Annotated in this window: 8 protein-coding genes; 4 read left to right on the forward strand and 4 right to left on the reverse strand. The window is 72.9% G+C overall.

The genetic code is table 11. The annotated features are described in order from the left end of the window. Position 1: 1 nt before the first annotated feature. Together MED01_RS14815 and MED01_RS14820 are read right to left on the reverse strand one after the other, a co-directional pair. A complete protein-coding gene (locus MED01_RS14815) occupies positions 2–1,186 on the reverse strand; it encodes a low temperature requirement protein A (protein ID WP_238669145.1) in 1,185 nt (394 codons plus the stop codon). Between the two features lie 144 nt (positions 1,187–1,330). Continuing rightward, complete coding sequence (locus MED01_RS14820; protein ID WP_238669146.1) at positions 1,331–2,512, reverse strand: low temperature requirement protein A; 1,182 nt, start codon at positions 2,510–2,512, stop codon at positions 1,331–1,333. Between the two features lie 172 nt (positions 2,513–2,684). Here MED01_RS14820 and MED01_RS14825 point away from each other — a divergent pair, with 172 nt between their 5' ends. The 4 genes from MED01_RS14825 (at position 2,685) to MED01_RS14840 (ending at position 9,355) form a co-directional block, all read left to right on the forward strand. Beyond that, complete coding sequence (locus MED01_RS14825; RefSeq protein WP_238669147.1) at positions 2,685–3,548, forward strand: S1 family peptidase; 864 nt, start codon at positions 2,685–2,687, stop codon at positions 3,546–3,548. A gap of 163 nt (positions 3,549–3,711) precedes the next feature. Beyond that, the gene (locus MED01_RS14830) at positions 3,712–4,668 is read left to right on the forward strand and encodes a sugar kinase (protein WP_238669148.1); all 957 of its coding nucleotides are present in this window, start codon (positions 3,712–3,714) and stop codon (positions 4,666–4,668) included. A 67-nt stretch (positions 4,669–4,735) separates the two neighbouring features. Beyond that, entirely contained in the window at positions 4,736–5,344 is a 609-nt protein-coding gene (locus MED01_RS14835) for a bifunctional 4-hydroxy-2-oxoglutarate aldolase/2-dehydro-3-deoxy-phosphogluconate aldolase (protein ID WP_238669149.1), read from the forward strand. Positions 5,345–5,641: 297 nt separating this feature from the next. Continuing rightward, positions 5,642–9,355, forward strand: coding sequence for a S8 family serine peptidase (locus MED01_RS14840; RefSeq protein WP_238669150.1), 3,714 nt, complete (start codon positions 5,642–5,644; stop codon positions 9,353–9,355). A gap of 60 nt (positions 9,356–9,415) precedes the next feature. On the opposite strand, the gene MED01_RS14845 is transcribed toward MED01_RS14840, so the two are convergent. Both MED01_RS14845 and MED01_RS14850 read right to left on the reverse strand, forming a co-directional pair. Next, a complete protein-coding gene (locus MED01_RS14845) occupies positions 9,416–11,473 on the reverse strand; it encodes a penicillin acylase family protein (RefSeq protein ID WP_238669151.1) in 2,058 nt (685 codons plus the stop codon). Then, complete coding sequence (locus tag MED01_RS14850) at positions 11,470–12,294, reverse strand: ABC transporter ATP-binding protein (protein WP_238669152.1); 825 nt, start codon at positions 12,292–12,294, stop codon at positions 11,470–11,472. Before MED01_RS14850 ends, MED01_RS14845 begins: the two co-directional genes overlap by 4 nt. Position 12,295: the final 1 nt, after the last annotated feature.

The following is a 12,295-nucleotide window of genomic DNA, read 5'->3' on the forward strand; positions in this document are numbered from 1 at the left end:
GTCAGTCGTCGGGTTGCCGCAGCCGCAGGTCCGGTGTGGTCTCCCGGGCCGCTCCGGGAATCAGGATGTGCGCCGCCAACGTGAGCGCCACGACTGTGGTGACCAGCAGCGGCGGCCAACGGCCGGCCCACGGCAGCGTCAGCAGCGGCAGGGGGAGGCAGAGCATTCGCCGCCACGGCAGGAGCCTGGACACCAGCAGGGTGAACAGGGCGCGGCCGATCACGAACAGCGCCGGGCCGCCCAGGATCAGTAACAGCCACCCCACCGGCGTGGTGCCGGTCGGCCGGGTGACGACCAGGTCGAACGAGGCCGCCGTGGCGACGACCCCGGCGAGCATCACCAGATGGGTGTACGGAGCCACTCGCGCTGGCCGGCCCGACTTCGGCCCGGCCCCGGCCTCCAGCAGCTCGCCGGCGCGGAAGACGTAGATCTGCCAGAGCAGCAGCATGATGGCGAACGCGCAGAACAGCGCGCTGACCCGGAGCCCGGCCAGCGGGCCCCGGCTGACCTGCAGCGTGGGAACCAGGATGATGTCGCCGAGGGCCAGGATGATGAACTGCTGGTACCGCTCGCCCAGATGTGCTGTGGTTCGCTCGTACTGTTCGAACGGCACCCGGCCCAGCCAGGGCGTGGGGTAGCGGGCCGCCGCGGAGATCAGGTCGATCATGATGGCGATGGTCCAGAGGGCCCAGTTCACAGTGCCGGACACCGCGCCGGTGACCCAGAAGACGCCGGACACCACGAACCAGAAGAAGAACCGGGTGGCCCGGACCATGGCCAACCGATGTCGCTTCCGGTACAACGTCGTCACCAGGATGACGCCGCGGATCACGTGCGTGCCGACGTAGGAGATCGCGAAAACCATCGCGTGCCCGTCGGAGACCATCGGCAACGATGCCGCCATCCCCACCGAACCGACCATGGCGACCATCAGGATGGTCTGGATGGGGCGCTGCTGCGGGTCGTAGAACTCGGTGGTGGTGGAGGTGACCGACCAGGTCCACCAGATCGCTGTCAGCATCAGCAGGACCATCGCCGCGCCGGACCAGTTGTGGACGTTCGCGAGCAGGGTCGAGGTCAGCGCGAGCGAGGCCACGAAGACCACGTCGAAGAGCAACTCCAGCAGCGTGGCCCGCGTGGAACCGTCCGGCCGGCGTACCAGTGCCGCGGTGCCTCCGGTGGTCATGCCCGGCCTCCCGCCGTGTCTCCGAAAATTATCGGCGGCGCCGGCGCGGCCCGTCCCCGGATCGGCGATTCCCGCCGCCCGGGGAAGGCGGCTGGAGGCTCCCACGGCGAGCACCGGTCGACACGTCGGCCGAACAAGCGGGGGTCAGTCGTCGGATTGCCGCAGCCGCAGGCCGGGCGTGGTCTCCCGGGCTGCTCCGGGAAACAGGATGTGACCGGCCAACCCGAGCGCCACGATCGTGGCTACCAGCACCGGCGGCCAACCGCCGGCCCACGGCAGCACCAGCAGCGGCAGGAACTGCCAGGCAACTCGCCGCCACGGCATGACCCACGACACCACCAGGGTGAAGAGGACGCGGCCGACCACGAAGAGCGTCGGGCCGGCGATGATCAGGACGAGCCACGGCACCGGCGTCGTTCCGGTCGGCCTGGTGACGACCAGGTCGAAGGTGGCGGCAGTGCCGGCTACGCCGGCCAGCATGACCAGATGGGTGAACGGGGCCAGTCGCGTTGCCCGGCCCCCGTGGGACCCGGCCGCCACCAGCAACTCGCCGGCGCGGAAGACGTAGATCTGCCAGAGCAGCAGCATCGTGGCGAAGGCGCAGAGCAGGGAGACGAGCCGGAGGTGGTCGAGATGGCCCCGGCTGACCTGTAGCGTCGGCAACAGGATGATGTCGCCGAGGGCCAGGATGATGAACTGTTGGTACCGCTCGCCCAGGTGCTCGGTGGTCCGCCCGTACTGCGCTATCGGCACCCGGCCCAGCCACGGTGTGGGGTAGCGGGTCGCTCCGGCGACCAGGTCGATGGTTATGGCGATCGCCCAGAGCCCCCAGTTCGGAGTCTCTGACAGCGCGCCGAGGACCCAGAGGGCGCCGGACACCGTGAACCAGAAGAGAAACCGGGTGGCCCGTTCCCGTGCCGTCCGGTGCCCCTGCCGGTGCAGGGCGGTGACCAGGATGATGCAGCGAACCACGTGCGTGCCGACGTACGAGATCACGAAGAGCAGCAGATGCGCGATGCTGACCATCGGCAGCGATGCCGCCATCCCCACCGACCCGACCATGGCGATCATCAGGATGGCCTGGATCGGGCGTTGCTGCGGGTCGTAGAACTCGGTGGTGGTCGTGGTGACCGACCACGTCCACCAGACGGCGGTCAGCATCAGCAGCAGCTTCGCGCCGCCGGACCAGGAGAGCTCTTCGGACAGCAGTTTCGATGTCAGTGCGAGGGCGGCCACGAAGACCACGTCGAAGAGCAACTCCAGCAGTGTCGCCCGGGTCGACTGGTCCCGCCGACGTACCAGCGCCGCATTCCCTTTGGTGGTCATGCCTGGCCTCCCGCCGCGTCTCCCGAGGAATTATCGGCGGCCCCGGCACGGGTCGTCCCCGGATCGGCGATTCCCGCCGGTCGGGGAAGAGGGCGGCCGGAGGTTGCCACGACGTCGGGCACCGGGCGATGCTTTTCTGCATCCATTAATCTCGATCTCTTCGGAGGTTCGGATGCGCCGCTCCCCACTGGCCGCCCTCGTCCTGACCACCCTGCTGCTCGTCGCGCCCGGCGCGGCGCAGGCCGCCGTCCCCGACCGGGCCGCCGCGCCCGCCGCCGACCCGACGGCCACGCTGACCGGGGTACGCACCACGGGCACCGCCTGGGGTCTGGACCCCGCCACCGGCCGGATGACCCTCACCGTCGACGACACCGTGACCCCGAGCGAACTGGCCGCACTGCGGGCGGTGACCGACCGGGCCGGCGTGCTGCTGCGCCGCGAACCCGGAACGCTGCGCCCCCTGATCGCCGGGGGGCAGAGCATCTACGGCGGCGGTGGCGCGCGTTGCTCGCTCGGCGCGAACGCCCGCAGCGGCAGCACCTACTACGTGATCACCGCCGGGCACTGCACCACCGCCGCCGCCACCTGGTACGCCGACAGCGCCCAGACCACAGTGCTCGGCACCCGCACCGCCACCAGCTACCCCACCAACGACTACGGGCTGATCCGCTACACCGGCCGGATCGCCCACCCGAGCGCGGTCTACACCTACCCCGGCCTGCTGACCATCAACGGCCCCGGCAACGCGTACATCGGTCAGGCGGTGTGCCGCAGCGGCAGCACCACCGGCGTGCGCTGCGGCACCGTCACCGGCCTCAACCAGACGGTCAACTACGCCACCGGGGTGATCTACGGCCTGATCCGCACCAACATCTGCGCCGAGCCGGGGGACAGTGGCGGACCGCTCTACGTGGCCTCCACGGGCAGGATCCTCGGCATCCTCTCCGGTGGCACCGGCAACTGCACCGCCGGTGGCACCACCTACTACCAGCCGATCGCTGAGGTGCTGGCCGCGTACGGGCTGACGTTGCCCTGAGCGTAGAGGTGTGACGTACGACGGGTTGCCCGTCCCGCGCGGGACACCTAGGCTCGGCGACGCCCAGCACCCCCGCCGCGAGGACGTGTGCCCGATGCCGACCGCCCCCCGACCTGACCGGCCGAGTGTTCCGGCAGGCCTCCCGTCGATCGAGGTGGCCGCCGTGGGGGAGACGATGGTGGTGCTCTGCCCCGCGCCGGGTGAGCCGCTGGAGCACGCCGAGCGGGTCGCCGTCTCGGTCGGCGGGGCCGAGTCCAACGTGGCCGGTTACCTGGCCCGCCTGGGACACCTGACGACCTGGGTGAGCCGGGTCGGCGACGACCCCTTCGGCCGGGCCGTCATCCGGCACGTCGCCGCCGCCGGCGTCCGCGTCGACCAGGTGTGCGTGGACCCGGCCGCCCCCACCGGCCTGTACGTCAAGGACCCTGGCCCGGAGGGGACCGCCGTGCACTACTACCGGGCCGGGTCGGCGGCCGCCCGGATGGACCCCGCCACGCTGGCCGACCCGGCGTTGGCCGGTGCCCAGGTGCTGCACCTGTCCGGAATCACCCCGGCGCTGTCCGCGTCCTGCCGGGCGCTGGTCGAGCACGCGGTGACCGACCGGCCGCTGGCGCAGGCGTTGGTCAGTTTCGACGTCAACCACCGGGCCCGGCTGTGGCCCGCCGAGCAGGCCGCGCCGGTGCTGCGCGACCTCGCCAACCGCTGCGACCTCGTCTTCGTCGGGCAGGACGAGGCGGAGACCCTGTGGGGCACCACCGACCCGACGGCCGTACGCGAGCTGTTGCCCGATCCGGAGACGGTTGTGGTCAAGGACGGCGCGGTGGGCGCCACCGCACTGGTCCGCGACGCCGAACCGGTCTTCGTGCCCGCGCCCCGGGTGACTGTGGTGGAGCCGGTCGGCGCCGGAGACGCCTTCGCCGCCGGCTACCTGGCCGGGCTGCTACGCGGCCTCGACCCGGTGCGGCGTTTGCGCCTCGGTCACCTCGTCGCGGCGCAGGCGTTGACCAGCAGCGGCGACAACGCCCCGGTCCCGCAGTGGGCCTGGTTCGAGAAACTCCTCGACGCCCCCGCCGACGCCTGGTCGCCACTCGACCTGACCGACCCGGGCGCGACGACCTGAGTCGGGTCGTCGGGTTGCGACCCGACCAGCAGCAACAGTCCCACCGCGACCTCGGATGGAGTGCACCATGACCACACCGGACTTCGACCACATCTTCGGCGGCGCCCGGGTGATGGCGATCCTGCGCGGCCTGCCGGTCGCCGAAACCGTTCGGCTCGCCGAGCGTGCCTGGGATCTCGGCATCGACGTGGTGGAGGTGCCGGTGGCCACCGCCGACGCGGTGCCGGCGCTGCGGGCCGCCGTCGAGGCGGGCGCCGAGCGCGATCGGATCGTCGGCGCCGGCACCGTGCTCGACGTCGAACAGGTCGCCGCGGCGGCCGACGCGGGCGCCCGGTTCACCGTCGCGCCCGGCCTGGACCTCGCGGTCGCCGACGCCGCCGCCGCGCGTGGCCTGCCGCACCTGCCCGGTGTGGCCACCCCGACCGAGGCCCAGCAGGCACTGCGGCACGGCCTCACCTGGCTCAAGGCGTTCCCCGCGATCTCCCTCGGGCCGGCCTGGTTCAAGGCCGTCGCCGGTCCGTTGCCACAGTTGCGCTTCGTCGCCACCGGCGGCCTCGACGCCAGCAACGCCGGCGCGTTCCTGCAAGCAGGTGTACGTGTGGTGGCCGTCGGCTCCGCCCTCTCCGACCCCACCCAACTCGACGCCCTAGCCAAGCTAACCCGCCCCGCCCTCTAACCCGCCCCGCCCCGCCCCGCCCCCGCCCCGCCCCGCCCCCGCCCCGGCCCCGGCCCCGCCCCGCCCCCCGCCCCGCCGATCTTGCACTTACGGTCGCCGATGCGTCCTGATTCGCCACGTTGGTCGCGACACAAAGTGCAAGATCGGCGCGCGAGGTGGGTGGTGGCGCGCGGGGAGGAGGCGGGGTCGTGGCGGGGTTGTGCCATGGCGTAAGTGCGTCGGGGTTGGGGGCGGGGTTGGGGTGGGGTCTGCGTCGATGCTGTGGTGCGTACCACTTCTCGACACAAAGAGGTCATCGTGGCTCTGTCTCACCGGCGTCGCCGATCCGGGCTGATCGCCCTCGGCGCCGCCCTCACCCTGGCGGCCGGGTTCACACCACCCGGCACGGGAGCGGGCGCCGCCCCGCCGAACAACCCCGACCGCCCGGCGGGTCAACCCCCGGCCACCGCCGGGCGCGCGTCCACCGTCACCCTGATCACCGGTGACACGGTCACCGTCACCACAGCGGCGGACGGCAGCACGGTGTCGACGGTGCGCCGGCCGGACGGCAGCACCCCGAGCTTCCACCGCACCGTGCGCGACGGCGACACCTACGTCTACCCGGACGCCGCGCTGTCCTATGTGACCAGCGGCGTGTTGGACCGGCAACTGTTCAACGTCACCGACCTCATCGCCGACGGTTACGACGACGCGCACACCGACGCGCTTCCGTTGATCGTCACGATGACCGACGCGGCGGCCCGCAACCGCACCCGCCCCGCCGTGGACGGCGCCAAACTGGTCCGCCAGTTGGACAGCGTGCAGGGCGCGGCGCTGACCCGCCAGCGGGCCACCGCCGACCGGTTCTGGACCGCGCTGACCGCCGGTTCGACCCGGCGTACGGGTGACGCCCCGACCCTGGCAGGCGGCATCGCCAAGGTCTGGTTGGACGGTCGGGTGCACGCCGACCTGGCCGAGTCGACAGCGCAGATCGGCGCGCCGAAGCTGTGGGCCGAGGGCAACACCGCCTCCGGTGTCGACGTCGCGGTGCTCGACTCGGGTGCGGACGCCGAACACCCTGATCTCGTCGGTCAGATCGCCGAGTCCAGCAGCTTCGTGCCCGAGGAGCCCGACATCCTCGACTACAAGGGCCACGGCACGCATGTCGCCTCGACGATCGCGGGCACCGGCGCCGCGTCCGGTGGCGCCGAGCGGGGTGTGGCCCCCGGTGCCCGGCTGCACATCGGCAAGGTGCTCAACAGCGAGGGCAGCGGGCAGGACTCCTGGATCATCGCCGGCATGGAGTGGGCGGCCCGGGAGCAGAAGGCCCGGGTGGTCAGCATGAGCCTGGGTGGCGAGTCCACCGACGGCAGCGACCCGATGAGCCAGGCGGTCGACCGGCTCAGCGCCGAGACCGGTGCCCTCTTCGTGATCGCCGCCGGCAACAGCGGCCCGGCGAGCATCGGCAGCCCGGGTGCGGCCAACTCCGCGCTCACCGTCGGTGCCGTCGACAGCACCGACCACCTCGCCGACTTCTCCAGCCAGGGGCCACGCGCCGGCGACGGCGGGCTCAAGCCCGAGATCACCGCCCCCGGCGTGGACATCCTGGCGGCCCGCTCGCACCTCGTGCGGGGCGGCGCCGGTGACTACACGCTGATGAGCGGCACGTCGATGGCCACCCCGCACGTTGCCGGCACGGCCGCGCTGGTCGCCGCCGCGCACCCGGACTGGACCGGTCAGCGGATCAAGGAAGCGCTGGTCAGCACGGTCAAGGCCACCCCCGAGTACACCCCGTACCAGGCGGGTGCCGGTCGGGTCGACGCGGTCGCCGCCGCGCACGCCACGGTCTTCGCCACCCCGAGTGCCTACTCCGGTTTCCAGGCGTGGCCGCAGCAGCCGGGCGCTACCGTCGACCGTACTGTCACCTACACCAACCTCGGCAGCGCGCCGGTGGCCCTGAAGCTGGCAGTCGATGCGGGCACCGCGCCGGCCGGACTGTTCGCGCTCTCCGCCGACCGGGTCACAGTGCCCGCGGGCGGCACCGCCACCGTGACGGTGACCGCCGAGTACGACAAGCTGCCGGTGGAGAAGCAGGTCAGCGGCATGGTCGTCGCCACCGACGACACCGGTGCGGTGCGTGGCCGCACCCTGATCGGGGCCGGCAAGGAGGGTCAGCGGCAGAACCTGACGCTTGTCGCCAAGGATCGGGACGGCAAGCCGCTCGTCGGCAAGGTCATCCTCACCGCCGACACCCTCTTCACCGCCGTGGACCTGCCCGAGAGCGGCACCGCCACGCTGCGGCTGCCGGTGGGAAGCTGGAACGGTTGGATCTCCGCGGACGTGCGCGGCGCGCACGGACCGCACTCCAAGGGCATGGCGATGCTCAGCTTCACCGACGTGAACCTGGACCGCGACCGCACCGTCACCCTGGACGCGCGCGCCGCCCGACAGGTGCAGGCCCGGGTGCCGCAGGAGGCCACCGCCAGCGCGCTGCGGATGGACATCCACCGGTCCACGAAGAACGGTCTCACCGAGAGTCAGGTGCTGCCCGACGACTCGTACGACAGCATGTGGGCGTTGCCGACGAGCCGTCCCGTGACCGACGGCGAGTTCGAGTTCGGTGCCCGGTGGCGGCTGGAGCAGCCGGCCCTGACCGTTTCGGCGGGCGGTCGCTCGTACGACGATCTGTTGGTGAAGCGGGCGACCCCGGCGCTGCCGGCCGGTCGTCGCCAGCTGGACGCGGTCTACGTCGCCGACGCGTCGGCGGCGGGGCTGGCCAAGCGTCCGGTCCGGGACCGGGCCGTAGTGGTACGCCGCAGTGACAGTGTGGACATCGCCACCCAGGCGCAGGCCGCCGCGGCGGCCGGCGCGAAGCTGCTGCTCGTGGTCAACGACGGTGTCGGTCGGCTCCAGCCCTGGGACGAGTTCGCGTGGAGCCCGGAGAGCCCGGCCCCGGTTACCGTCGCCACCCTCGGCGCCGACGAGGGTGGGCAGCTCATCGCCGCGCTGGAGCGGGGCGCGGTGCGGCTCACCGTCGAGTCGCACCCGCAGACCGACTACCTGTACGACGTGGCGCACCACTGGACCGGCACGGTGCCGGCCGACCCCACCTACCGGCCCACGAAGCGGCAGTTGGCCCGGGTCGACGTGGAGTTCCGCAACTACCGGCAGGGCAAGGCGCTGGAGTTCCGCACCGACGTCTGGCGCGGCTGGGCGTCGAGCAACCAGGAACCGGCCCCGGCGCAGGGCCGACGCACCGACTGGGTGAGCGCCGACCAACTGTGGATCGACGACGCGTTCATCGCCGGCGAGACCGGGCAGCACCTGATGGCGGCGACCACGTACCCCGCCGGCAAGCCGAGCACCGTCACCTGGTTCGGGCCGATCCAGCGACCCCGGATGGGCGGCAGCTACGTGCCGGTCCGGTACCTGGACACCGTCTACCTGCCCGCGCCCGGGTGGGGCGACGGGGGCGGTCACATCGGTGAGGCGTACGCGAACTACGACATGGTCAACCGGACCACCCTCTACCAGGGCGACAAGGAGCTGAACTGGGGCAACGCCGAGTACCTCCAGGTCTCCGGGCTGGCGTCTCAGCGACTGCCGTACCGGCTTGTGGTGGAGAACGACAGGGCCGCGTGGACCAACCCGTACTCCCGGCAGACCCGCACCGAGTGGGGTTTCCACTCGGCGGTCACCGGGGAGGAGTCGGCCGAGGCGCTGCCGATGATCCAGCTGGACTACCAGGTGGCCATCGACTCCGCCGGCACTGCGTCGCGGCGGGCGCCGCTGACAGTTGTCGCCTCCCACCTGCCCGGCGTCACCGGCACCATCAACGCGGTGACCGTCGAGGTGTCCTACGACGACGGGGCGACCTGGCAGAAGCAGCGGCTGACCCGGCACGGCGACGGCTGGCGTACCTCACTGGCCGCGCCGGCGAAGGCCGGTTTCGTGAGCCTGCGCGCCACGGCGCGGGACAACGCCGGCAACACCGTGAGTCAGAGCATCAGCCGGGCGTTCGGCCTGCGCTGACAGCACTGCGGCCGGCCGTCGCTCGGGGTGCCTCGCGCACCCCGGCGGCGGCCGGTGCCGTCAGCCCCGTTCCTCGGCGAGCTGGTCCCAGTCCGTGATGACCGGCAGCAGGTCGCCGGCCAGCCAGGCGGCGCTCTGGTCGTCGTGGTGCCTGTCGCCGGGCACCCCGCAGGTGCCCAGGGGGACCACCCAGCGGCTGTCCGAGCGGTGGGCCAGGTCCCAGACGAAGCGCGCCGCCGGCCCCCGGAAGCACCAGTGGGTGACCCCGGGCACGCTGGAGGTGGCCAACACGCAGTCGTGGTCACCGTCGAGCCGGGGGCCGGGCCCGGTGTCCGAGCCGGGCAGGGCCCGCCACGGCGCCAGCCGGTGCAGGTCCCCCCAGGGCACCTGCCGGGCTGCCGCGTCGGCGACCTCCTCGGCCGCCGCGCCCACCAGCGCGGCGATGTCCACACCGGGCATCGGGGTCGCGCCGAGCAGGTGCTCCAGCGCGTGACCGACCCGCGGCGTCAGCGCCAGCCAGGGCGCGAACACCTCGGGGTACGCGGGCGACTCGGCCAGCGCGGCCAGCGCCGGGTGGGCGGCGATCCGACGTACGACAGCCGCCCGCAGGATGGCGTAGGCCGCCGCGTCCGTGCTGTCGGCGGCCATCCGGCGGTCCCAGCGCAGCAGCCGTTCACGCAGCGCGGCGGCGGCCGGACCGAGCCCCGTCGACTCGGCGAGGACCGCCAGCAGCGGCCCGGCCGCGCCCAGGTACGTGTCGGTGTGCACCGAGGCCATCTCGTCGGCCGTCCAGGCCGAACGGGCGTCGAGCAGCTCGGCGATGCGATGCGCCCGGTGCGGTGGGGCGAACTCCACACCGAGCGGTGCCGCCAGCCCGCGCTCGTTGGCCATCACCGACCTACCGACCACCTCGGCGCTGGGCATCGGCGCGTGCCAGCCCTGCCAGGCGTACGCGGTGTCCCATCCGGGGACCACCCGCCGACCGTTTTCCGGGTGCCGTACCGGCACCGCGCCGGCGACCCGGTGCAACAGCCCTCCGGCGGTGTCCGCCGCCTGCACCACGTTGACCGGCTCCACCCAGTGCCGCAGGGCGTGGTCGACATCGGCCACGGTCCGGGCGCGCAGCAGCTCCGGCAGCGTCGCGAAACCGAGGTCACCCCGGACCCGGGGCGGGTAGCGCAGGCTGACGGCACTCTCGTCGTCCGGCCCACCGGCGATCACCGGACCACGATCGGTCTCCACCACCTCGACCTCGACCGGGTCGGCCCCAGCCACCTCGATCGTTTCGACGTGGCGGTGCGCCGGTCGCCAGCCGTCCGGGCCGAGCGCCTGCACCCGGGGGCCGTCGCGGCGCAGCCGCTCCGCGTACACGTCCTGGTAGTCGGCCATCGCGTTGGTGATCGCCCAGGCCACCTGACCGGTGTGCCCGAAGTGCGCGATGCCCGGCACACCCGGCACCGCCAACCCGACCACGTCGTACTCCGGGCAGGCCAGCCGGATCTGCTGGTAGACGCCGGGATCCTCGATGAACCGGTGCGGATCGCCGGCGAGCAGCGCCGCCCCGGTGCCGGTGCGCTCGGTGGCGAGCAGCCACCCGTTGCTGCCGGCCACGGCGGGCCCGTCGGTGGCGAACCTGTCGACCGCGTCCGGCCCGAGCCGCTGCGCCACGTGCTCGCGCCAGAGCTTGCCGGGGAACCCGGCGAACAGGATGTGGTGGCCCAGCCAGACCGCGAGTGGCGTCCACGGCTCCCACCGACCCGGGCGCAGCCCGGTGGCGGCGAACTCCGGTGACCGGGCCGCCCCGGCGGCGAGGCTGGCGTTGACGCCGTCCACGTAGGCGCCCACCCACTCGGCGGTCGCCGGGTCCAGTGCCGCGTGGCAGCGGCGTGCGGTGTCGTCGAGCCGGACCTGCCGGACGAAGCGGTCCCAGCCGAGCGCGTCGGGGCCGAGGAACGCCGCGCTGGTGCCCTGGGCGCGGTGCCGTTCCACCTCGATCTGCCAGGCCCGGTCGTACGCGGTCACCCGGCCCTGTGCCGTGGCGAGGGCGAGCGGGTCGTCGGCCCGCAGGTGCGGAACTCCCCACGGGTCACGGAAACGCCGGGCGCTGCGCTCGCTCACGCCGGCTCCGGTGCCAGGGTGGTGGCCCGGCGTCGGGCCGCGGGGACGACCAGCGGGGTGCCCGTCTCCGGGTCGTCGATCACCCGGCAGGGCAGCCCGAACACCTCCGCCACCAGGTCGGCGGTGACCACCGACGCCGGCTCCCCGGCGGCCACCACCCGTCCGTCGCGCATGGCGATCAGGTGGGTGGCGTAGCGGGCCGCGTGGTTCAGGTCGTGCAGCACCGCGACAAGGGTGCGGCCCTGCTCCTCGTGCAACCGGGCGCAGAGGTCCAGGATCTCGATCTGGTGGGCGATGTCGAGGTACGTGGTCGGCTCGTCGAGCAGCAGCAGGGGCGTCTGCTGGGCCAGTGCCATGGCGATCCAGACCCGTTGCCGCTGCCCGCCGGACAGTTCGTCCACCGCCCGGTCGGCGAGGTCGTCGACACCGGTCGCGGCCATCGACTCCTCGACCACCCGTTCGTCCTCGCGGGACCACTGCCGCAGCAGCCCCTGGTGGGGGTAGCGACCCCGGGCGACCAGTTCGGCGACGCTGATGCCGTCCGGTGCGATCGACGACTGCGGCAGCAGGCCGAGTGTCCGGGCCACGGTGCGGGCCGGCAGATCGTGAATGTCGCGTCCGTCCAGCAGCACCGCACCGGCGCTGGGGCGCAGCATCCGGGACAGCGCGCGCAGCAGCGTCGACTTGCCGCACGCGTTCGGGCCGATGATCACCGTGAAGGACCTGTCGGGCACCGCCACTGTCAGGTTCTCGGCGATGGTGCGCTGGTCGTAGGCGAGGGTCAGCGCGGTGCCGCCGAGTCGGGAATCGCCGGGTCGCATG

Source organism: Micromonospora alfalfae (genome assembly GCF_022230925.1).
In the GTDB taxonomy this organism is placed as follows: Bacteria; Actinomycetota; Actinomycetes; order Mycobacteriales; family Micromonosporaceae; genus Micromonospora; species Micromonospora alfalfae.

Bases quoted from the DNA above. Each gene is read 5' to 3' on its own strand.
- MED01_RS14825 (WP_238669147.1), top strand. From the start codon at position 2,685: ATGCGCCGCTCCCCACTGGCCGCCCTCGTCCTGACCACCCTGCTGCTC.
- MED01_RS14850 (WP_238669152.1), bottom strand. From the start codon at position 12,294: ATGCGACCCGGCGATTCCCGACTCGGCGGCACCGCGCTGACCCTCGCC.
- MED01_RS14815 (WP_238669145.1), bottom strand. From the start codon at position 1,186: ATGACCACCGGAGGCACCGCGGCACTGGTACGCCGGCCGGACGGTTCC.
- MED01_RS14835 (WP_238669149.1), top strand. From the start codon at position 4,736: ATGACCACACCGGACTTCGACCACATCTTCGGCGGCGCCCGGGTGATG.
- MED01_RS14820 (WP_238669146.1), bottom strand. From the start codon at position 2,512: ATGACCACCAAAGGGAATGCGGCGCTGGTACGTCGGCGGGACCAGTCG.